At 53.6% G+C, this 22,312-nt stretch carries 23 protein-coding genes; 15 read left to right on the plus strand and 8 right to left on the minus strand.

Annotated features, from left to right (window positions below; genetic code table 11):
• Window positions 1-3 precede the first annotated feature (3 nt).
• Genes HV346_RS14330 through HV346_RS14345 form a run of 4 tightly spaced genes read right to left on the minus strand, consistent with a single transcriptional unit; the run spans window position 4 to window position 5,033 of the window.
• Window positions 4-2,166 (minus strand): isocitrate/isopropylmalate dehydrogenase family protein, encoded by a 2,163-nt coding sequence (locus tag HV346_RS14330; protein WP_181619986.1) that lies wholly within the window; start codon window positions 2,164-2,166, stop codon window positions 4-6.
• Window positions 2,163-2,879, minus strand: coding sequence for a hypothetical protein (locus HV346_RS14335; protein WP_181619987.1), 717 nt, complete (start codon window positions 2,877-2,879; stop codon window positions 2,163-2,165). Before HV346_RS14335 ends, HV346_RS14330 begins: the two co-directional genes overlap by 4 nt.
• Complete coding sequence (locus HV346_RS14340; protein WP_181619988.1) at window positions 2,876-3,817, minus strand: 3-hydroxy-3-methylglutaryl-CoA lyase; 942 nt, start codon at window positions 3,815-3,817, stop codon at window positions 2,876-2,878. Before HV346_RS14340 ends, HV346_RS14335 begins: the two co-directional genes overlap by 4 nt.
• Window positions 3,810-5,033 (minus strand): multidrug effflux MFS transporter, encoded by a 1,224-nt coding sequence (locus tag HV346_RS14345; RefSeq protein WP_346010417.1) that lies wholly within the window; start codon window positions 5,031-5,033, stop codon window positions 3,810-3,812. Before HV346_RS14345 ends, HV346_RS14340 begins: the two co-directional genes overlap by 8 nt.
• A 329-nt stretch (window positions 5,034-5,362) precedes the next feature.
• On the opposite strand from HV346_RS14345, the gene budA reads away from it, so the two are divergent.
• From budA to HV346_RS14390, 9 genes are all read left to right on the plus strand, one after another.
• Window positions 5,363-6,142, plus strand: coding sequence for an acetolactate decarboxylase (budA, locus tag HV346_RS14350; protein WP_181619989.1), 780 nt, complete (start codon window positions 5,363-5,365; stop codon window positions 6,140-6,142).
• A 10-nt stretch (window positions 6,143-6,152) separates the two neighbouring features.
• Window positions 6,153-7,832 (plus strand): acetolactate synthase AlsS, encoded by a 1,680-nt coding sequence (alsS, locus tag HV346_RS14355; protein WP_181619990.1) that lies wholly within the window; start codon window positions 6,153-6,155, stop codon window positions 7,830-7,832.
• A 25-nt stretch (window positions 7,833-7,857) separates the two neighbouring features.
• The gene (locus HV346_RS14360; RefSeq protein WP_181619991.1) at window positions 7,858-8,628 is read left to right on the plus strand and encodes a (S)-acetoin forming diacetyl reductase; all 771 of its coding nucleotides are present in this window, start codon (window positions 7,858-7,860) and stop codon (window positions 8,626-8,628) included.
• 266 nt (window positions 8,629-8,894) lie between these two features.
• The gene (locus HV346_RS14365) at window positions 8,895-10,334 is read left to right on the plus strand and encodes a circularly permuted type 2 ATP-grasp protein (RefSeq protein WP_181619992.1); all 1,440 of its coding nucleotides are present in this window, start codon (window positions 8,895-8,897) and stop codon (window positions 10,332-10,334) included.
• Window positions 10,328-11,257: an alpha-E domain-containing protein gene (locus HV346_RS14370; protein WP_181619993.1), complete on the plus strand. Its 930-nt coding sequence runs from the start codon at window positions 10,328-10,330 to the stop codon at window positions 11,255-11,257. The genes HV346_RS14365 and HV346_RS14370 overlap by 7 nt, the downstream gene beginning before the upstream one ends.
• Window positions 11,254-12,066, plus strand: coding sequence for a transglutaminase family protein (locus HV346_RS14375; RefSeq protein WP_181619994.1), 813 nt, complete (start codon window positions 11,254-11,256; stop codon window positions 12,064-12,066). Before HV346_RS14370 ends, HV346_RS14375 begins: the two co-directional genes overlap by 4 nt.
• A gap of 18 nt (window positions 12,067-12,084) precedes the next feature.
• Window positions 12,085-12,825: a proteasome-type protease gene (locus HV346_RS14380; protein ID WP_181619995.1), complete on the plus strand. Its 741-nt coding sequence runs from the start codon at window positions 12,085-12,087 to the stop codon at window positions 12,823-12,825.
• Window positions 12,826-12,964: 139 nt separating this feature from the next.
• Window positions 12,965-13,975 carry an AraC family transcriptional regulator gene (locus tag HV346_RS14385; RefSeq protein ID WP_181619996.1) on the plus strand — a complete coding sequence of 337 codons (1,011 nt, stop codon included), beginning with the start codon at window positions 12,965-12,967 and terminating at the stop codon, window positions 13,973-13,975.
• Between the two features lie 182 nt (window positions 13,976-14,157).
• Window positions 14,158-14,988 carry an oxidoreductase gene (locus HV346_RS14390; RefSeq protein ID WP_181619997.1) on the plus strand — a complete coding sequence of 277 codons (831 nt, stop codon included), beginning with the start codon at window positions 14,158-14,160 and terminating at the stop codon, window positions 14,986-14,988.
• Between the two features lie 270 nt (window positions 14,989-15,258).
• Here HV346_RS14390 and HV346_RS14395 read toward each other — a convergent pair whose 3' ends face one another.
• The 4 genes from HV346_RS14395 to HV346_RS14410 form a co-directional block, all read right to left on the minus strand.
• Window positions 15,259-15,507 carry a hypothetical protein gene (locus HV346_RS14395; RefSeq protein WP_181619998.1) on the minus strand — a complete coding sequence of 83 codons (249 nt, stop codon included), beginning with the start codon at window positions 15,505-15,507 and terminating at the stop codon, window positions 15,259-15,261.
• 171 nt (window positions 15,508-15,678) lie between these two features.
• Window positions 15,679-16,500, minus strand: a complete 822-nt coding sequence (locus tag HV346_RS14400; protein WP_110296330.1) for a hypothetical protein — start codon at window positions 16,498-16,500, stop codon at window positions 15,679-15,681.
• Between the two features lie 187 nt (window positions 16,501-16,687).
• A complete protein-coding gene (locus HV346_RS14405) occupies window positions 16,688-16,933 on the minus strand; it encodes a hypothetical protein (protein WP_181619999.1) in 246 nt (81 codons plus the stop codon).
• A gap of 71 nt (window positions 16,934-17,004) precedes the next feature.
• Window positions 17,005-17,223 carry a hypothetical protein gene (locus HV346_RS14410; RefSeq protein ID WP_181620000.1) on the minus strand — a complete coding sequence of 73 codons (219 nt, stop codon included), beginning with the start codon at window positions 17,221-17,223 and terminating at the stop codon, window positions 17,005-17,007.
• Between the two features lie 178 nt (window positions 17,224-17,401).
• Between HV346_RS14410 and HV346_RS14415 the strand changes: the two genes are divergently transcribed.
• The 6 genes from HV346_RS14415 to HV346_RS14440 all read left to right on the plus strand — a co-directional run bounded on the left by HV346_RS14415 (window position 17,402) and on the right by HV346_RS14440 (window position 22,300).
• Window positions 17,402-17,758: a DUF1304 domain-containing protein gene (locus HV346_RS14415; RefSeq protein ID WP_181620001.1), complete on the plus strand. Its 357-nt coding sequence runs from the start codon at window positions 17,402-17,404 to the stop codon at window positions 17,756-17,758.
• A 189-nt stretch (window positions 17,759-17,947) separates the two neighbouring features.
• Window positions 17,948-19,264: a shikimate transporter gene (gene shiA, locus HV346_RS14420; RefSeq protein ID WP_181620002.1), complete on the plus strand. Its 1,317-nt coding sequence runs from the start codon at window positions 17,948-17,950 to the stop codon at window positions 19,262-19,264.
• Window positions 19,265-19,349: 85 nt separating this feature from the next.
• Window positions 19,350-19,922, plus strand: a complete 573-nt coding sequence (locus HV346_RS14425; protein ID WP_220131477.1) for an RNA polymerase sigma factor — start codon at window positions 19,350-19,352, stop codon at window positions 19,920-19,922.
• Window positions 19,923-20,068: 146 nt separating this feature from the next.
• On the plus strand, window positions 20,069-20,323 hold the full coding sequence (locus HV346_RS23435; protein WP_249415100.1) for a hypothetical protein: 255 nt from the start codon (window positions 20,069-20,071) through the stop codon (window positions 20,321-20,323).
• Window positions 20,324-20,425: 102 nt separating this feature from the next.
• Window positions 20,426-20,770, plus strand: a complete 345-nt coding sequence (locus HV346_RS14435) for an iron chelate uptake ABC transporter family permease subunit (RefSeq protein ID WP_249415148.1) — start codon at window positions 20,426-20,428, stop codon at window positions 20,768-20,770.
• A 75-nt stretch (window positions 20,771-20,845) separates the two neighbouring features.
• Entirely contained in the window at window positions 20,846-22,300 is a 1,455-nt protein-coding gene (locus HV346_RS14440) for an AMP nucleosidase (RefSeq protein WP_181620003.1), read from the plus strand.
• Window positions 22,301-22,312: the final 12 nt, after the last annotated feature.

A 22,312-nucleotide genomic window follows, 5' to 3' on the forward strand; every position in this document is an offset into this window, starting at 1 on the left:
GTCTCATCCATTTTGCATTGTCAGGGTTTTCAGTACGCACCAGGCCGCGTACTCAGGCAGGGTTTGCGCCAGAAGTGCTTTATTCAGGGGAAAGGTCATCTGGTGTTTCTTGCCATCCTGATGGTGGACCGACATCGTCATTTGCCCCAGCCGTGTATCACTCTCCAGCACGTCGACCAGAGGGGGGTTAACCGCAACGTCGATGCAAAGCACAGGCTCACTTCCCGCCTTTTTTCTGGCCACTGGCAAATAAGACGACAGCTCCGCATCGGCCGTCTGCCAGCGAACGTTGCAGGCGTTCTGCAATATCTCACTCGCCGTTTTGTTACGTTTACTCACCAGATACGGACGTAGTGCCCGATCCAGACTTTGCCGCACCGGAAGTGGTAACGGGCTGTGTTCCGGCGTTTCTATTTGCACAATCACATAGGGACTTTTCCATAAAAAATGCACATCCCACGCCGTCGAAGAGACTAAGCCGCTCACGATTGAGCCAACCTCGCTTTCGCTGATTCCAATCAGCGTCCAGGTGGATGTTGTCTTTGCCGGTTCGCTGTGCTCGCGGCCTGATAACAGGCCATCAAGCATAGGCAACGCCTGAGAAGGAGGACCAGGCAGAACCACCACCTGGCTGCCGGCTATGCTGGTGTAAAACCCAGGGGCCGTACCGGACGGGTTATCCAGAACGCTAACGCCGTCGGGAAATCTGGCCTGTTGGCGGTTAGACGGATCGTTTTTCACCCCAAACGCCTTGAGCTGCGCCTGAATAGTGGCCCAGACATCCTCATCATAAATTAAGGGCCTGCCGAGAGACTGTGCCACCGCCTCGCGGGTTTTATCGTCGGAGGTGGGGCCAAGCCCGCCGCAAATGACAATGAGATCGTCCTGTCCGATACGCGAGGTTATCAGAGTGCTGATCTGGGCAATGTTGTCCGCGCAGGACGCCTGAAATCTCACCTGATGCTGCGCCGCCTCAAGCCGCTGGCTGATGTGCTGCTGATTGCTGTTCGGGTATTGCCCGGACAACAGTTCATCACCGATGGTGATCACGCTGGCCGTTTTCCCGAGCGCCGGGTGAAGCAGTTCCCGGATGATGTCCTGCGCCATTTCCCGTGTGGATGCCGTCCCTCCCAAATCGTAGGTAGCCACTTTCCCGTCCCGAACCACCCGGTCAACCGCATGCTGAAGTTTTTCGGCTTGTGACTCAAAGCCCAGATACTCCAGCATCAGTGCAATGGTGTAAAACATGGCACACGGGTTGGCTTTCCCCTGTCCAGCCATCCCTGGCGCGCTGCCATGTACTGGCTCAAAGTAGGCAACATGGCTGCCAATATTGGCGCTTGGTGCAAGGCCTAAACCGCCCATCACCCCTGCGGCTAAGTCGGACAAAATATCCCCAAACATATTTTCTGCGACAATCACGCCGAACTCATGGGGCTTACGCACCAGCCAGAGGGCAATGGCATCGACATTATGGATATCTGCCGTGATCTCAGGAAAACGCGCAGCCACCTCATGGAAAATGCTTCCCGCAAAGTGACCACTCTCGCGCATCACATTGGGTTTATCGGCAAATGTGACGCGGGTAAAGTGGTGCTTACGGGCATACTCAAAGGCCGTCTGAAACAGGCGCTCCAGTCCATAACGGGTTTGCAGACGAACCGTCCAGGCAGCCTCTTCCGGGCCATACTTGTCCAGATTAGGGTGCTTCAGCCAGCCGGAAACCGCCGGTCTAACCCCTTTAAAATCCATCCCGGCGTACAAACCTTCTGTGTTTTCCCGAATCACGCAGCAGCGAAAAGGACGTCGATCCCCTGCGACATATTTCACCGGGCGGATATTGGCAAACAGCCCCAGTTTCTGGCGGAGCTGGATCACCGGCGAAACATACTCGATACCTTTCTGCTGGAGAGGCAGAGGTAAAGCCTGCTGCGCCTGCGCTTTCCCTTTACTGGTTATTGCGCCAAGCAGCACCGCGTCTGCCCCGGCGATTTTTTCCCAGGTTTGGTTTGGTACGGGGTTTCCCTCCCGCGTCCAGCATGCCCAGCCAATCTCGCCAAAGGTGAGCGTAATGGGAAGATCCATAGCACTGATAACAGGTAGCGCAGCCTCGCAAACCTCCTGACCAATTCCATCGCCCGGTAACACCAGCACATTTTTTTTCATAGTGTGTCGACCCATTCGTTAAGTAAGGCATTCATCGCTGCGGGATTGTCATTCCATGGGCGCATACCCGCTTTCGGGATGCGCCTGTAGAGGTGTGTCGGTTGGGTGCTATGGGTTTGGTTTTCCCAGGACGCCAGCTGAGATTTATCCCCCACGATGGCAAGGTATTTCCCGTTATAGCGAGCAATGGCGGCGCGAGCGTCCATGTTCAGTAGCAAGGCAAATCCGGTCAACATCCGCTGAATGGCAGAGGCTTTCGCCGCGTCAGGCAACGTGAAACGCCCCTCCGGGGCGGCTTGTCCTTCAGGGACAACGAATTGATGCAGAACGTCCACCGCATGCTCAACCTCGCCCTCCTCCAACAGCGAGACAAGCTCGCCCAGACGCGTGTTGAGTTGTTCATCCGCAAAACCCGGCGCACTGACAGATATCACACCACTGAGGCCGTGCAGCTGCGGAGCCAACAGCTGGACTAACGTACCCGCCATGGCGAACCCCACCAGCAGATAGGGAGACTGGAACCGGGCATTCAACGCCTGACAGAGAGCCTCAACCGCCCTCTCTGGTGAGGCATCCTGAATCAGGGTCAACGTATCAATAACGGTGACGTGATACCCCTTTGCCACCAGCAACGTAACCAGTGGCGCGCAAAACTGCCCTTCATCCCAGACGGGCATCACCGGGGCGAGAATAATGGCCTCCCGCTTTTTCATGCTGCCGTCCCGGTAATAACGTGATCAATGGCCGTAAAGGTGTTGCTGAGATCTTCGGAAAGTTTCTCCTCAATCATTTTGCGGTAGTCCACGCTCAGGTTTTTCACCCCGAGGATCATGTCCACCACGCTGCGGTGCGAAGCATTAAAACAGGCCTGAGACTGAAGCTGTTGAACCTGTCTGAAGATCACTTCCGTCTGATAAATGTCAGCGCCGCTGTTGAAATTGCACAGGGCAAGCCAGGTCTCCATGGCGAGATTGCCCGCGCCTTTTCCCATTCCGGTTAATGAACTGTCGATAAACGTTGCCCCGGCTTTGACAGCCTCAATCGCATTTGCCATCGCCAGCCCCAGGTTGTCATGCGCGTGGAAACCCACGTCCACACGCGTGGTGCATTTAAGGACGTTGACCAGCCGCGATGTCTGTTCCGGGCGTAAGCTGCCATTTGAATCGGCGATACAGATAATATCGGCCCCGGCTTTTTCGCATTGTGCAGCCACATCAATAAGCGTATTAACATTAATTTGGCTGGCACGAGTGAAATTCATACTCACACGTAACCCACTCATTTTGGCAAATTCGCATAATGCCAATGCCGGTTGTGGATTATCTGTTTTAATACAGATCCTGAGCAGACTCACACCGTGCATTTTCATACGAACCACATCATCGTGATTAATATTGTGCGGATGGGCAATCACCACTAATTTAGCATCCGGTACGGCATGGTGAATCTGCTGAATATAGTCATCGGGTGACATCCCCGTAATACCAATATTAGGGATCGGCTTAAAAGACCCGTTCCGATAACCTATTTCAACCCACTCAACGCCGCTTTCCACCAGCGCCTGAACATGTTTAATGGCGTAGTCTGTCGGAAAGTGGAAACCATTCTGATAACCACCATCCCGTAATGTGACATCGATATTATTAATCATTGATCTTACTCTCCTTGTTAGAGACAAATTGCATAAATGAAGATTGACCCAACACATAAACGAGAAAACCGAATACACACACACATGCGATGATCAGGGCGGTCATTCCTGGTGCATGGGCGGACAGTTTGCCAATTAAAAAAGTGGCAATGGCAGCACTCCCGAGTTGCAGTGCTCCCATCACACCAGATGCCGTCCCGGAGGCCTGCGGATGGGCGGCAATAGCTGATGCCGTCCCCAACGGCAGCAAAAAGCCGTTGCCAAAGGTCAGAATGGAAATAGCGATAATCGTCGTCGGCAGGGGAAATGGACTCACATACATCTGCAAGGCAAAAATCATCCCCCCCAGCACAAAAATGCGGTATCCCTGACGGATCGTCTCTTCAATACCCTCGCGCCGTGAACGCCTTTTGGCCGTCAAATTCCCGGCGACATAACTGGCGGAGAGCAGAATATAGGTATAACCCACATAAGCTGGGGAAAGACCCAGTTTCGCCAGCATAAACGGCGACTCGACGATATAGGCAAAATAAGCCGCATAGGCAAAACAGGGAATCGCGGCATAAAAGAGAAAGGTTGGGTTTCGCACGACATCAACGGTATTTTTTGTTGCTGTCAGTACACTTAGTTTTTGTCTTTTTTCTACCGGCAATGTCTCACGGAGTGCTGTAAAGCAGAGAACCAGCGTGACCAGGATAAAGAGGGTTAAAAAGATAAAACATGCTCGCCAGCCGAAATGCTGAGTCAAAATCCCGCCGATCATCGGCGCAATCGCAGGTGACATCCCCACAAACGGAAATATGACCAGGTAGAGTTGCGCAGAAGACTTTTTATCCATCATATCGTTAATGATCGCCCGGCTAATGGTGATACCGGCGCATGAGCCTATCCCCTGCAATAACCGTAAGCCCAGTAATTCATTAATGTGCGTCGTGTAAATCACCCCGACGGTGGAAATAAGCCAAATAAGCAGCCCTGCGATTAACGTTTTCTTTCTCCCGAGGCTGTCGCTCAACGGTCCGTAAATCAGTTGTGAAACCGCCACACCAAATAAAAAAAGCGCGATAGCATCCTGTATTTGCGCTTCGGTTACTTTATAAAAAAATCGCATTTCACCCAATGCGGGTAGGAATATATCTGTGGAAATCAGTCCACCAACAGAGAGACACGCAATTAACACCACAAGAGGTGTGGACAGTTTTTCATTCATCATCATTTCAACCAGAAACCAGGAGTCTTTTGAATCTAACGAAATAAGATGGCGATGAGAATGCCAAATAAATAAACAGACTGTTGCATATAAGTAAACGACCCATCTCACGCCATGTTTTTACTGGATTTAATTAGAAAATACGAAATAAGAACCCCATGAAATATTTGCCAACCTGTTTTAGACGAGTAACGTAATAGTCAGCGGCGTGAGAAATAGCGTGCCTTCTCACCTTATTTCTCACCGCTACGAGTACGTTTTGAATAATCGATTCGTTATGACCAGCCGCCCGATTCAGGCGCTGGATCTTCTGTTGATGAATCAAGAGGTGGAATATGCATCACTCTTCTGAATGCACCTGTGAGGAGAGCCTGTGTGAAACCCTGCGCAGTTTCTCCGCCCAACATCCTGAGAGCGTTCTCTATCAAAACTCACTGATGAGCGCGTTATTAAGCGGTGTCTACGAGGGAACAACCACCATCGCGGATCTGCTGACCCACGGTGATTTTGGCCTGGGAACATTTAACGAACTGGACGGGGAATTAATCGCGTTCAATAGCGAGGTTTACCAGCTTCGCGCTGATGGCAGCGCCCGCGCCGCCCGGCCGGATCAGAAATCACCGTTTGCGGTGATGACCTGGTTCACACCACAGTACCGCAAAACCTTCGACCATCCTGTCAGCCGTCAGCAACTGCACGCGATCGTCGACGCTCAAATTCCCTCAGACAACCTGTTTTGCGCCTTACGGATTGACGGTCATTTCCGTCACGCCCATACCCGTACCGTACCGCGTCAGACACCGCCCTATCGCGCCATGACTGATGTCCTGGACTACCAGCCCGTGTTCCGTTTTCACCAGCGCAAGGGGACGCTGGTCGGTTTTCGCTCACCGCAACATATGCAGGGTATTAACGTGGCGGGGTATCACGAACACTTTATTACGGACGATCGCCAGGGCGGCGGACACCTGCTGGATTACCAGCTCGACCACGGGGAACTGGTCTTTGGTGAAATCCACAAAGTGCTTATCGACCTCCCCGTAGACAGCGCCTTTCTTCAGGCGGATTTGCATCCTGCCAACCTCGATGCCGCCATCCGGGCCGTTGAGAATTAGGAGAACCAAAATGGACAATCAACATCCCCCACAACAGTGGGCACATGGCGCAGACCTGGTCGTCAGCCAGCTTGAAGCGCAGGGGGTTCGCCAGGTATTTGGTATTCCGGGAGCAAAAATCGACAAGGTATTTGACTCGCTTCTCGACTCGTCGATCCGGATTATTCCCGTTCGCCATGAAGCAAATGCCGCCTTTATGGCTGCCGCCGTAGGGCGTATCACCGGAAAAGCGGGCGTGGCGTTAGTCACCTCAGGTCCAGGGTGCTCGAATCTGATCACCGGGATGGCAACTGCCAACAGCGAGGGGGATCCGGTCGTCGCCCTGGGCGGCGCAGTGAAACGTGCGGATAAAGCCAAGCTGGTGCATCAGAGTATGGACACGGTTTCGATGTTCAGCCCCGTGACAAAATATGCCGTTGAAGTGACCTCCTCTGAGGCACTGGCTGAAGTGGTATCAAACGCCTTCCGTTCAGCGGAACAGGGACGGCCTGGCAGTGCGTTTGTTAGTCTCCCGCAGGATGTCATCGATATGCCTGTTAGCGCGAATACGCTGCCTGCGGCAGGGACACCGCAGATGGGTGCAGCACCGGACGAGGCCATCAACAAAGTGGCGGGGATGATAGCGCGGGCGAAAAACCCCATCATTCTTCTGGGACTGATGGCCAGCCAGCCGGAAAACTGTGCTGCGCTCTCTCCCTTGCTGGAAAAAAGCCATATTCCGGTTACCAGTACCTATCAGGCCGCCGGGGCGGTTCATCAGGAACACTTTTCGCGCTTTGCCGGCCGGGTGGGATTGTTTAATAACCAGGCGGGCGATCGGTTATTGCATCTGGCGGATCTGGTTATCTGCATCGGCTATAGCCCGGTCGAATACGAACCTGCAATGTGGAATAAGGGCAACGCGACCCTCGTCCATATTGATGTACTTCCCGCTTATGAAGAGCGTTATTACGCACCGGATCTGGAGCTGATTGGTGATATCGCCAGCACGCTGAAAAAACTCACCCGCCGAATCGAAAACAAGCTAACGCTTTCCCCGCAGGCCAATGAAATTCTGATCGATCGCCAGCATCAGCGGGATCTGCTTAACCGCCACGGCGCGCAGCTTAACCAGTTTGCTCTCCATCCGTTACGGATCGTTCGCGCCATGCAAGACATCGTCAACAATGATGTCACGCTGACGGTGGATATGGGCAGTTTTCATATCTGGATCGCCCGCTATCTCTACAGCTTCCGCGCCCGCCAGGTCATGATCTCTAACGGCCAGCAGACGATGGGCGTCGCCCTGCCCTGGGCGATCGGCGCATGGCTGGTCAACCCAGAGCGCAAGGTGGTCTCTGTTTCTGGCGATGGTGGTTTTCTGCAGTCCAGTATGGAGCTGGAAACCGCCGTGCGGCTGCACGCCAACATCCTGCATATCATCTGGGTCGACAACGGTTACAACATGGTGGCGATCCAGGAAGAGAAAAAATACCAGCGGCTCTCCGGCGTCACCTTTGGCCCTATGGATTTCAAACGCTATGCCGAGGCCTTCGGGGCTAAAGGCTTCTCCGTTGAACGTACCGATATGCTCGAACCCACTCTGCGTGCGGCGATGGATGTCGACGGTCCGGCGGTGGTTGCGATCCCCGTTGATTACCGCGACAACCCGCTGCTGATGAGTCAGCTTCATCTCAGCCAGCTACTGTGAATTACCCCAACAAAAGGAAAAGAAAATGAAAAAAATCGCCCTTGTGACAGGTGCAGGTCAGGGGATCGGGAAAGCCATCGCCCTGCGTCTCGCGAAAGACGGTTTTGCCGTCGCCATCGCTGATTATAACGACGATACCGCCCACGACGTTGCCAGTGAAATTAACCGCAACGGCGGGAAAGCACTGGCGGTGAAAGTGGATGTCGCCGATCGCGCGCAGGTCTTTGCTGCCGTTGAGCAGGCCCGCAAAACTCTGGGTGGGTTTGATGTGATCGTCAACAATGCGGGGATTGCTCCCTCCACGCCGATAGCCTCCATCACGCCAGAAATCGTCGATAAGGTTTACAACATCAATGTAAAAGGGGTTATTTGGGGCATTCAGGCGGCAACCGAAGCCTTCAAAAAAGAGGGGCATGGCGGCAAGATAATTAATGCCTGTTCACAGGCAGGACACGTCGGCAACCCTGAACTGGCCGTCTACAGTTCGAGTAAATTCGCCGTGCGTGGGCTGACGCAAACGGCCGCGCGTGATCTTGCGCCACTCGGCATTACCGTGAATGGCTACTGCCCAGGGATCGTCAATACGCCCATGTGGGCAGAAATTGACCGTCAGGTGTCAGAGGCCGCGGGCAAACCGCTGGGATATGGCACAGCAGAGTTTGCCAAACGTATTACGCTCGGCCGGTTGTCCGAGCCTGAAGATGTCGCGGCCTGCGTCTCTTATTTAGCCAGCCCGGATTCAGACTATATGACCGGGCAATCGCTGCTGATTGATGGTGGGATGGTGTTTAATTAATAAAAAGTAAGCTCTGACATGTTTTGCCTCTGCACGCCGCAGGGGCCTTTTTTATTCCGGCAACCAAACGGTGCATGAAAACACCGCCCCGCTTCATTTTCGTGCAGCCCATCTGGCCTGAACGACGCATAAACCGGCATAGCCTGCACCGAACAATCACATTTCTGCTCAGAATTGCACCCTCAGATATCAAGCCGGGACCTGGCATAATTTATGCTTATCTCTCCATGGGATGACCAAAATAAGTTCAACCGGTGGAGACGGCCATGATAAAAATAACGCTTCCTGACGGGCATTATTATGACGAGATGCTGACGGCTGACGGCCAGCAACGTCAGCACTATGATGCCTGGTGGCAATGGTTTCGCAGCACCGACCAATTCTCTATCCGCCAGAAAAAAGAGCAGGCAGAACTGCTTTTTCACCGCATCGGCATCACCTTTAATGTCTATGGTGAGGATGAAGGCACAGAACGGTTAATTCCGTTTGATAGCGTGCCACGCATTATTCCGGCCGGAGAGTGGCAAAAAATCGATCGCGGTATCCGCCAGCGCGTAAAAGCCCTCAACGCGTTCCTTTACGATATTTATCACGAGCAAAATATTCTGCGGGCGGGAATTATTCCGGCAGAGCAGGTACTGGCGAACGAGCAATATCAGCCCTGCATGCAAGGGATTAACCTGCCAAACAATGTTTATGCTCACATCACTGGCGTCGACATGGTGCGTAATAACGACGGGCAGTATTACGTGCTGGAGGATAATCTTCGCACGCCGTCTGGCGTCTCCTACATGCTCGAAAACCGCAAAATGATGATGCGCCTCTATCCTGAGATGTTCGAGCAACATCATATTGCCCCTGTCGAGCGCTACCCCGGCTATTTGCTGCAAACCCTGCGCGAAAGCTCGCCCGTGGACGATCCTTGCGTGGTCGTGATGACGCCAGGCCGCTTCAACAGCGCCTATTTTGAGCACAGTTTTCTGGCCCAGCAGATGGGGGTTGAGCTGGTCGAAAGCGCGGATTTGTTCATTAAAGCAGGCGCAGTGTATATGCGCACGACCGAGGGTCCGCGACGCGTTGACGTGATTTACCGGCGTATTGACGATGCGTACCTCGACCCGCTGGCGTTCCATGCCGACTCAATGCTCGGCGTGCCAGGCCTGCTTTCGGTTTACCGCGCCGGAGGTGTCGTGCTGGCAAACGCCATCGGTACGGGCGTGGCTGACGACAAATCCATCTACCCTTTCGTCCCGGAGATGATCCGTTTTTATCTGGGCGAACAACCCATTCTGAGCAACATCCCCACCTGGCAATGTCGCAAGCCGGAAGATTTACGTTACGTCCTGAGCAACCTGGAACAGATGGTGGTGAAGGAAGTACACGGTGCGGGAGGTTACGGCATGCTGGTTGGTCCTCGTTCGACGAAAGAGGAGCGGGAGATGTTTCGCCAGCGCCTGCTGACAAACCCGGCCAACTATATTGCCCAGGATACGCTGGCACTCTCAACGTGCCCGACCTTCGTGGAGGACGGTCTTTCCCCACGGCACATTGATTTACGGCCCTTCGTGCTTTCCGGCCAGGAGATCCGCCTGGTTCCCGGTGGGCTGACACGTGTCGCACTCACGGAAGGCTCGCTGGTGGTTAACTCGTCGCAGGGCGGCGGCACAAAAGATACGTGGGTGATGGAGGATGGCGAATCATGTTAAGTCGCACAGCCAGTGAACTGTTCTGGATGGCGCGTTACCTCGAACGCGCAGAAAGTTACGCCCGGGTGCTGGATGTCACCTGGAAATTATCCATGATGCCGCGCCACAGCCAGCAGTCGCGAGACCTGGCCCTGCCGCTCAATTTATCCCAGACCCATGAGCTGTTTCAGGCGCGCCATGCCCGTTTCACCATGAGTAATCTGCTTAATTTTTTTGCTCTCGACAGCAACAACCCCAGCAGCATTTATAACTGCATTGAGATGGCCTGGAACAATGCGCATGCCGTACGCGGTAGCCTGTCGGCGGAAGTCTGGGAGTGTATTAACGCCACCCGCATTGAGTTTCGTCGGCTTCGCTCTCAGGGCATTAACGAACTGGGCACGGATGGATTTTTCGAGTGGGTGAAAGAGCGTGTGCATCTGTTTCGTGGCGCGGTGCTGGGCACACTTTTGCGCAATGACGCGCTGAGTTTTATCGGCATAGGAACCTTGATTGAACGGGCGTATGCCACGACTCAGCTCTTGCTGATTAAAGACCAGCAACTCAGCAGTGATCCCAACTCGGTGCGCGAATACTATCGCCTGGATACCCTGCTTAGCGCGGTCAGTGCCAGAGAAGCCTATAACAGCATTTACCGCCAGCCGGTCAGCCGTGAAACGGTAATGGAGTTACTGATCCTGCGTAACGATGTGCCCCGCTCGCTGCGCGCCTCGATTTCTGATCTCGTTCAGCAACTGGAGCAGATCGCCAACGATCGTTCGCACCTGCCGCTGCGTCTGGCGCATCAGCTCAATGTTGACCTGCGTTTTAGTACCCGCAGCGACCTGGCAGGCTCGGATTTGCAAATCTACCTGAACGGGCTTCTGGGGCGGATCAACGCCCTGTCCGACAGCATCAGACAAACCTATCTGGAGGCGTTATGAAACTTGTCATCGATCACCTGACCCGCTACGGCTATGACGAAGAGGTGAAGTTTTCCACCCAGTATCTGCGCCTGACGCCTCACAGTAGCGGACGTCAAAAAATCACCTCCTGGACGTTAAGCCTGCCGGAGGGATCGGCAGTCACCACGACGGATGCCTGGGGTAACGTTCTGCACGTCCTGACGCTGGATAACCCGCATAAAGAGATCACTATTCGTGCCAGCGGCATTGTCGATCTTGCGGAGGAAGAGGACGACACACCTGACGCACCAGAGTTGCTCTCGCCGCTGGTCTTCCTGCGCAGCACACCGCTGACCCGCGCCGACGGGCAGATACGCGAGTTTGCTGAACGGCACTATCGGCATGATGAGGCAGAGGCCAGCCTGAACGATTTAATGGCCGACCTGCGCCTCAGAATGCCATACTCGCCAGGCGCAACCCAGGTCCATGACTCAGCCGCCGATGCTTTTGCGCGGGCGAAAGGGGTATGCCAGGATCATACGCACGTTTTTCTCGCCTGCTGCCGCGCACTGGAGATCCCGGCGCGTTACGTCAGCGGCTATGTTTACAGTGATAACGCGCAGCACGTTGCCATGCATGCCTGGGCGGAAGTCTGGCTCAACGGGCGCTGGAAATCGTTCGATATCACCAATAACACCCGAAACCTGAACCAGCACCTGAAGCTGGCAACGGGTCTGGACTACCTTGACGCCTGCCCGGTACGTGGCACACGCCTGGGCGGCGGCGGGGAAATCATGTTAACCAATGCTGAAGTGCGCGAGATGTCCCAGAAAGCGCAGCAGCAATAAGGGCAGGAAGTAAGAAAGATGACCTACTGTGTGGCTATGTGTTTGTCAGATGGACTGGTATTTGCTTCAGATTCGCGTACAAACGCTGGCGTGGATCATATTGCAACCTTTAAGAAACTCCATGTTTTCCATCAGGATGGTGAGCGGGTACTGGTTTTGCAATCTGCGGGCAACCTGGCCACAACCCAGAGCGTTATCAGCCTGTTGAGTGCGCGGATCCGCACGCAACAGGAACCCAACCTGATGCAGGTGACCTCGATGTACGATGCCGCCATGCTGATTGGCAAAACGCTGCTGGAGGTGATTCAGCGTGACAGCAGTAATCAGCAGCACTGCAGTAATACCAACTTCAACTGCAACCTGCTTCTCGGCGGGCAAATCGCCGGAGAGACGCACCGTCTGTTTCATATCTACCCGGAAGGCAATTTTATCGAGGCCACGCGCGATACGCCCTATTTCCAGATTGGCGAAAGCAAGTACGGTAAGCCGATTATTGACCGCGTGCTGAACATCGATACTCCGCTGGAACAGGCGATGTGTTGCGCATTGATCTCCATTGACTCGACGCTGCGCAGCAATCTTTCCGTCGGGCTGCCGCTGGATACCCTGCTCTATCGTAGCGGCAGCCTGAATGCTGACACTCAGCACCGGATCACGGAGAATGATCCCTATTTCAACGCCATCCGTACGGCCTGGTCTGAAGGGCTGCAAAACATCTTTATGACACTCCCGTCCTTCAGAGCGGACGATATTTCCTGACACGGTGAATATGCGCAGAGATCGTTGTTTGGCGCATATGACCGCACTTATGGCGCATTTGGCCTGTCACCCGGCAACCTGACAGGCTATGCTACTGCCTGCACGTCTCTTCACACCCTCATCGTCCCGAGATCTGACCATGGCCCGTAACCGCACTTTTTCTCTCAATATTGGCTGGCAAGCACTGCTAAAAGACGCCGGTCTCCAGCCAGGGCTAGTCCTTCGCAGGGCCGGACTACCCGACGATGTGTTTTCAAGGCCAGAGCGGGGGCTAACGACAGAAGAATACTGCCGTTTCTGGCTCGCACTGGAGAAGGAAGCAAATGACGCGTCATTTCCCTTACGCCTGGTCGAAAGGGTCTCCGCAGACATATTTGATCCCCCGCTGTTTGCCGCCCTGTGCAGCAGCAACATGATGCAGGCAGTGCAACGTCTCGCCAGATATAAGCAACTGATTGCCCCGATGGAGCTTGACGTCCTCGTTGATGAAGCGGGTGTCTTGTGCGTATCGCCTCGCTGGCTGTCGGCCCCACTTGTCCTGCCTTTGTCTCTACAGATTGCAGAGCTTGCATTTTTACTGCGTCTGCTTCGGCTGGCGACGCGTGAACCGGTGAATGCCCTGAGCGTGGTTCTTCCACAACACCTTAACGAGGCACAAGGCCGCCACTGCGCGCGTTTCTTTGGCACAGAAATACAGCTGGGAGAAAGCCCGACGATCCGTTTTTCAGCCACCGATACCCTGCGCCCTTTTTTGACCCTCAATGAAGGAATGTGGCGCGTGTTTGAGCCCGAGCTCCGTCGCCGCCTCAGTGAACTGAATGAAACAGCCACGATGGCAGAGAGAGTCCGCGCCGTTTTGTTTGAACTGATCCCTGGCAATGCCGCCACCATAGAAACGACTGCTGCGCGTCTGGGCATGAGTAAGCGTACCCTTCAGCGCAGGCTCGAAGATGAGGGGGAAAACTTCCGCGCCCTCGTCAACCGTTGCCGGGAAGATCTGGCCCGCCATTATCTGGGCAACACCCGTCTGTCCGGTTACGAAATTGCGTTCTTGCTGGGTTTTGAAGATCCCACATCGTTTTATCGCGCCTTTCAGACCTGGACCGGTCAGACACCGGAAACGGTCAGAGAGATCTTACGTTTTACGTAAACCTGCACAGCATAATCCTGTCTTAAAACGGTTTACTGAAAACCGTTCGCTTCCACTCGTTTTCAGGATCGAGGCGTCCTCTTTATCTCATGGCGCGTTTCGCAATAAGGCTGGCGCATTATGCAAGCTCATCGCACCCTGCCCTCAGGCACACTGGCCTCAGTTCACGAAATGAGGTGTCTATGTTTACTCAGGAAAAGAAAACCGCGCTGGTCACCGGCGCATCGTCAGGCATGGGCAAGGCTATTGCCCGTCGTTTAATCGAAGACGGTTATCAGGTCTACGTGGCCGCCAGAAACGTAGAGAAAATGGCTGACCTCACCCACCTGGGCGCGCACGCATTGCGGATGGATATCTCCAGAGAAGAAGACATTGTCTCCGGCGTCGCGACCATTCTGGCGCAGACAAAGGGTGTGGATGTACTGGTCAATAACGCTGGATTTGGCCTTTACGGGCCAGTCGAAGAGATCGGGATAGATGAAGCACGCTATCAGTTTGAGGTGAATCTCTTCGGTGCGGCGCGGCTGACGCAACTGCTGCTACCCGCGATGCGGGCCCGACGAGCAGGCCACATCATTAACATCACCTCGATGGGCGGGAAGATGTACAGCCTGCTGGGCGCCTGGTATCACGCCACCAAACACGCGTTTGAAGGATGGTCAGACTGCCTGCGCCTGGAGGTTGCTGAATTCGGCATCAAGGTTGTAATCGTGGAGCCGGGAGTGATAGAGACAGGTTTTGGCGATACGGCCAGTGAAAGCATCGTGAAACGTTCAGCCAGTGGTCCCTATGGTCGTCTTGTCCAGAAGGTGGCTACATCGATTAAAAACACGTACGGACAGGGCACTGGCAGCGATCCAACGGTTATCGCGGATGTGGTCTCCCGCGCAGCGGCCAGCCACAAACCACGAACGCGTTATGCAGCAGGGAAATTCGCCAAACTGCTTATTGGTATGCGCATCTGGCTGGGAGATCGTTTATTCGATCGCATCATTCTTAGCCAGACTCGCTGACAAGGAGATTGCGGGTGAGAGCGTTAGGGGCAAATAAGCGGGCAGTCCAGCTGGACCGCCCCATAATTAACACACGCTGATAAACCGTTATCCGAAGAGTCGCTAACCTGACGTTGCTCTGCCAGAGAGACCAGAGAAGCGTCAGGCTGACGTAGCGCACTCCCCGGATATGCCCGACGATGATTATCCCCTACGTCCCCTCTTCGTTCATCGCAGACTCACCGTCCTTCAGACGGTCCGCTGTGTGCCAGAAGCGGACATCCGGGGCATTTATAATCTTACCTTCGCCAAAATTGCTCTGAGCAGCTCGATGGTTCTCCAGATGTCATCCTGTGTATCTCCATCCCAATCAGGAACAGTGGCCAACTCAGCTTTGAGCTGCTTTATGAGGATATGTGCGTCTGCAATTTCATCCTTTCGACATTTTGATGCAATACGAGGTATCGCTGTCGAAGATAGTTTGGATTGAGGTGGAGGGTTGGTATATTCGGCTGCAATTAATTTTTGTAATTTTCGCATATGATCAATATACCCGGAGAAGTGGTTAGGATAACAAAAGTTATGCTACATGGTAATTATTCCTGAAAAGGAAGCCAAGAAAATAGTTGCCCCATTAATCTTCCGCTTCTCTCTCTTAGCGGCCTGTTGACGTTTAATAGGCCGCCACCTACTTGAAACTGATATTTAAACCTAAGCCGAGCCAAACATCCCGGTTATTTTCCAAACTGTAGATTGGTGTTCTGTAAATTTTCCGCCTAAGTCTAATCCAGTGCCTTTTAATGTTGCCTTGAAATCAGCATTTAACCCGTAGTCATCAGAATAAGTGAGTGATAGGTTAAAATTTCTTAATCCGTTTTCAACTCGAGCGTTAGCAAGTGCTTGCCACAGAGCCTCATGAGGGTACCAAGTTAGATTGTCCGGAATTGATGGAGTGTCATGCCCAGCGAGCTTTGCATCAAAAAGAAGTGCTGATGTTTCAGAGCCATTTTTTCCTACGCCTACTTTGGCGGAGTCTTGGGGTGTTGAAATACCTATTTCTGCAGAAAATTCTTGATTCCAACCACTGACGTGTTCAACCTTGATTTCCCTTGCACCAAGACTCGATAAAAGTGTTATCACCTCTGCAAATTTATGCTCAAACGCTTGTCGATGAAACGAGCTAGCAGTGTAGTACATTAAAGGGTTAGCCGGATGTTGCGCATAAACAACATTTTCTCGTGGGTGGCCCGGTGAAAACGTGAGGTTTAGTTTTTTAGATTCAGAATAACTGAGAGTAGTGAGATCAGCCCCTTTATTAATCGCGTCCATTATTGTTTGTATTAGTGCGAATGCTTGTTTACCCATAGTGACGGCAAAGGGTTCGCCATAAAGTGAGAAAACGGATTTTGCAATTTTTAGTACAAAATTTTCCTCAGGCTCTTCTTGAGCCATCTGAGCTTCGCGCATAGCTTCAGCAGTCTTATCCGGGATTACAACAATGAGTCTGTGACCAATTTCGTTATTGTCGTTCATAAAGGGCTCGTTATTGTAATTAAGTGAAAATTTGTCAATTTTCAAAGACTACCCGTTACGAAAAAAAAATCAAATGTCTTTAGCATGTCATTTGTTTCTAATCTGATTTTTTCTGCCTTGGGGTTCACTGAGTCTTTAGCCAGTACTTCCGTTTCTCGCTCAAAGCCGCCGAATGCTGCCGCGAGAATTACCAGTAACCTAATCCCTTCATCAAAAAACAGGTCGAGATACCCACCGTAAACGTCCCCCCCACGATATAAAAAAAGACATTCACGTAAAAACCAATATTACCCCGGTAATAGTAATCTTTCACCGGGGAGCCTTTCCTGCTTTCAACAATCACGCCTGTCTGAGCCCCCCGGATGCCATGTAACAACATCCACACAGCCATGATATAAGTCGTACACGACAACGCCACCATCTCATAATCCATGCTCACGTCCTTATGTTGGTAGACATAAGTCATCTGAAGTACTCAGCTCATTACGTCTGGAAGCTGGTACGTCATTGGATCCGTTTCACATCGGGATGACGCGCCGTTGCCGCTTCGTGAAATATATCGTCCAGCCAGCCTGGAATTTCATCCTCTGTGAGTTCATCGGGGATCACAACGCCGTAAAGCCGGGAATATTTCTGCTCTGTCAGATCAACGCGGAATACCACCCAGCGCTCGTCTTCGCGCCTGACACCAATATGTCGGCCAAAAACATCATAAACCAGCATCTTCGTTTTCTCCGTTCAGAAACAGGTTCATCATAAGCCTTTTACCCTGCACAGGAATACCACCATAAAGCGTGTTATTTTCTGGGCCAGGAGAAAACAGGCTGAGTGGTAACCCCTTCACCCTTCGCCAAAATTCTCTATACTTCTCATCATCTTCTCCAACTCAATAAGGTCGTTTGTGATAGCCAATATCTTTGTCGTGGTGGTTGCCGCCATACACCTCTATATTCTGGTCCTCGAAATGTTTATGTGGGACACAAAAACAGGCCGTAAAGCCTTTAACCTGAGTGCTGACTTTGCCCGTGAAACCCGCGTACTGGCGGCGAACCAGGGGCTTTATAACGGTTTTCTGGCTGCGGGTTTACTGTGGGGATTATGGCTCGGGGAACAGGGGGTGTCGGTCCTCTTCTTTTTCCTGGCCTGCGTGCTGATTGCCGGCATTTTTGGTGCTGTCACGGCCAGCCGGAAAATACTCTATGTGCAGGCGCTCCCGGCGCTTGTCGCGCTGATTGCCTTGCTCGCCCGCATCGCATAGCGACTTTCGGACGCCTCTGTTCGTCCTTTCGTGAGGCGGAACATCACCGCCTCATGTTAAGCCATAAATAAAATCAGTTTCCTCTCGCCGTCTGTCGCGGTAGTCTCATTGTTTCCGTCAATATGACGGGGCTATGTGAGTAACCTTTCCCAATACCAATAATTAAAAATCAGTACAGACAGGACAACTATGGACTCCACCCTCATCTCCGATCGTTCTCACGAGGAGACACCTTCGCTCAATCGCGCCCGCCGCGCTGCTCTTGGTAGTTTCGCGGGTGCTGTCGTCGACTGGTATGATTTTTTGCTCTATGGCATCACCGCCGCACTGGTATTTAACCGTGAATTTTTCCCGCAAATCAGCCCTGCGATGGGCACACTGGCGGCGTTTGCCACCTTTGGCGTGGGCTTCCTGTTCCGCCCACTCGGTGGGGTGATCTTCGGTCACTTTGGCGATCGCCTTGGTCGTAAACGCATGCTGATGCTCACCGTGTGGATGATGGGGATCGCCACCGCACTTATCGGCATTTTGCCGTCGTTCGACACCATTGGCTGGTGGGCGCCGGTTTTGCTGGTCACACTGCGGGCCATTCAGGGGTTTGCTGTAGGGGGCGAATGGGGAGGCGCGGCACTGCTTTCGGTGGAAAGTGCGCCAAAAAACAAGAAAGCGTTTTACAGCAGCGGCGTACAAGTGGGCTACGGCGTGGGCCTGTTACTTTCCACCGGACTGGTGTCGCTTATCAGCCAGCATACTACCGATGAGCAGTTCCTGAGCTGGGGCTGGCGCATTCCCTTTATCTTCAGCATCGTGCTGGTGATCGCCGCGCTGTGGATCCGCAACGGTATGGAAGAGTCCGCTGAATTCGAAAAACAGCAGCTGGAAAAGCCCGTCGCGAAAAAACGCCTGCCGGTGATGGAAGCACTGCTTCAGCATCCAGGCGCATTTTTAAAGATTATCGCCCTGCGTCTGTGCGAACTACTGACGATGTATATCGTCACCGCCTTTGCCCTGAACTACTCGACGCAGAATCTGGGGCTGCCGCGCGAGCTGTTCCTGAACATTGGATTGCTGGTCGGCGGAATGAGCTGTCTGACCATCCCCTGCTTTGCCTGGCTGGCAGATCGCTTTGGTCGCCGCCGCATTTATATCACCGGCGCGCTCATCGGCACACTTTGCGCATGGCCGTTCTTTATGGCGCTGGAAGCACAATCCATCTTCTGGATTGTCTTCTTTGCCATTATGCTTGCCAACATCGCCCATGACATGGTGGTTTGCGTCCAGCAACCGATGTTTACTGAGCTGTTCGGCGCAAGTTACCGCTACAGTGGCGCAGGCGTTGGCTACCAGGTCGCAAGCGTGGTGGGCGGCGGATTTACACCGTTTATTGCGGCTGCACTGGTCACCTTCTCTGGCGGCGACTGGCACAGCGTGGCGCTGTATCTGCTGGCAGGCTGCCTGCTTTCGGCTGGTACGGCGCTGTTTATGAAAGAAACAACTCACCCTTAATCACCCGGTGGAGGCCGCCTGGCCTCCATTTTCGCCCAAAAGCCCCACACTTTTAATTTTGATAACAAAAACCATTTGCATTTAAATGCACGCTGTCACTTTCTTTCTCGCAGAAATGCGCGGTCGTTGGGAAACCCCCTTGTCAGCGTTTGAGCGTTATTACACGGAATTCTTCAGATTCCTCAGCCGGAAGTTACGGGATAAGCATCTTGCAGAAGAGCTTACCCAGGAAACTTTCAGCCGGGCGTTAGCCTCTCCTGAAGCGGTTTCCTCACACCGTGGACTGCTTTACCATATTGCCAGAAATCTTCTGGTCGACCGCTATCGCCATCAGCAACACCCTGCATCCGGCCAGGAGATGGCAACCGACGAGCTGCTTGCGCCTGGGGCTGAACAACCCGACAGTGTGCTTGAAAAGCAGCAATATATTGACCGCATTGTGGCAACCATTGAGGAACTTCCTCCGCGCTGCCGTGAGGCATTTATTCTGCACCGCATCGACGGCCTGTCACAAAGTGAGTCGCTGCAAGAATGGGTATTTCAACCAACATGGTGGAAAAACATATCATTCGCGCCATGCTGGCGTACCGTGCATGCCGCGACGCCTGGCGCACTGAACAGACGGCAAGGAACGCACAATGACCCACCAGGACGATAACCCTTACGATTGCTGAAGAGGCCATTCGCTGGCATCTCCGCCACCAGAATGGTTTAACGCAGGGCGAGCATGACGCGTTCGAGCACTGGCTGCAAACCCCTGCTCACCGGGCGGAATATGACGATCTCCAGCAACTCTGGCAGGATGTGGCCCAGATTCCTGTCAGCGCTGTCGCTCCGCTACGCCCTGCCCCAACTCGTCGCCCACGCTGGCGTGCGCTGGCCTGGAGCTGCGGCCTGATGCTGTGTGCTGTCGTGTTGTTCTTCCCGCTGCGCAATGAATTCGCCGCCCCACGCTATACCGCAAGCTGGCAGACCAAACGCGGGCAGATGCGCCAGATCGGATTGCCTGATGGCAGCCAGGTTTCACTGGACGCAGGAACACAATTGCGCGTGCGCTAATGCGACTGAACTGGAGCACCGGTTCCACTGCCAACATTACCGGCACACTGGCGATCGGTTCGCTGGTACTGACGGCGATTCTGTTGCCGCTGGCTTACGCTACTGGGCCTTGGCCAGAGTACTGCCCAGTCACTTGGCGTTCCACTACGCGCTGGCAATATTCTGATTTTACTGCTCACCGCGTTACTCACCGCCGCCGGAACCCTGCTGGCAGGTCCCCTGAGTTTTATCGGGCTGCTTGCGCCACAGTGCGCCCGCGTTCTGGGAGCGTATACGCCTCGCCGCCAGTTACTGGTGGCCACCCTGGTCGGCGCGTTGCTCATGGTGTTGGCAGACTGGCTGGGCCGTAACATTGCCTGGCCGTGGCCCATCTCCGCCGGATTACTCACCGCCTTCATCGGTGCGCCGTGGTTCCTTTGGCAGATACGACGTTCATCCAGTTGCTGAATGGCTGTCTTTTGTTTCACATGCGTGTGACATACTATCGGGTATGCCGCACACCTGTGGAACAAGGAGACAAAGATGAATAATAAGGGCTCCAGCCTGACACCAACGCAGGCACTGGAAAAGCTAGAAGCGTTCTACGAGCAATCCGTCAACGCGTTGCGCAGTGCCATTAGCGAATACATCGAAAACGGAAAACTTCCCGATGATAAGGCCAGAAGTCAGGGCCTTTTTGTTTACCCTTCCCTGTGCGTCACCTGGGATGGCAGCGCCACGAATACCCCGAAAACCCGCGCCTATGCGCGTTTTACCCATTCCGGTAGCTACACCACAACCATTACCCGCCCTTCGCTGTTTCGGCCTTACCTGGAAGAGCAATTAACCCTGCTGTATCAGGATTATGGCGCGCATATCTCTGTCGAACCGTCGCAACATGAAATCCCGTACCCGTACGTAATTGACGGTTCCGCCCTGACGCTTGACCGTTCCATGAGCGCCGGGCTGACGCGCCACTTCCCGACAACCGAACTGTCACAGATTGGCGATGAGACGGCCGACGGAATTTATCACCCGGCGGAATATTCGCCGCTGTCGCATTTTGATGCCCGACGTGTGGATTTCTCGCTGGCGCGTTTACGTCACTACACTGGTACGCCAGCCGAACATTTCCAGCCTTTTGTACTGTTCACCAACTACACCCGTTATGTTGATGAGTTTGTACGCTGGGGATGCAGTCAAATCCTCGACCCGGACAGTCCGTACATCGCCCTTTCCTGCGCCGGAAGTATCTGGATCACCGCCGAAACGGAAGCCCCTGAGCAGGCCATTTCCGATCTGGCGTGGAAGAAACACCAGATGCCGGCCTGGCACTTGATCACTGCCGACGGCCAGGGAATTACACTCATCAACATCGGCGTTGGTCCGTCCAATGCCAAAACCATCTGCGACCATCTGGCCGTCCTGCGCCCTGACGTCTGGCTGATGATTGGTCACTGTGGCGGCCTGCGTGAAAGCCAATTGATTGGTGACTATGTGCTGGCCCACGCCTATCTGCGTGACGACCATGTGCTCGACGCCGTACTCCCTCCGGACATTCCGATCCCCAGCATTGCTGAAGTACAGCGTGCGCTGTACGACGCCACCAAAGAGGTGAGCGGTATGCCAGGAGAAGAAGTGAAACAGCGTCTGCGCACCGGGACGGTTGTCACCACTGACGACCGCAACTGGGAGTTGCGCTATTCCGCCTCTGCACTGCGCTTCAACTTAAGCCGCGCGGTCGCCATCGATATGGAGAGTGCCACCATCGCCGCACAGGGTTATCGCTTCCGCGTGCCTTACGGCACATTGCTGTGCGTTTCCGATAAACCGTTACACGGGGAGATCAAACTGCCCGGCCAGGCCAACCGTTTCTATGAGGGCGCTATCTCCGAGCACCTGCAAATTGGTATACGCGCCATTGATTTACTCCGGGCGGAGGGCGATAAACTGCATTCACGCAAACTGCGCACCTTCAACGAACCGCCATTCCGCTAAGAAAAAAAAGGA

It is taken from the genome of Enterobacter sp. RHBSTW-00994 (genome assembly GCF_013782625.1).
GTDB lineage: Bacteria > Pseudomonadota > Gammaproteobacteria > Enterobacterales > Enterobacteriaceae > Enterobacter.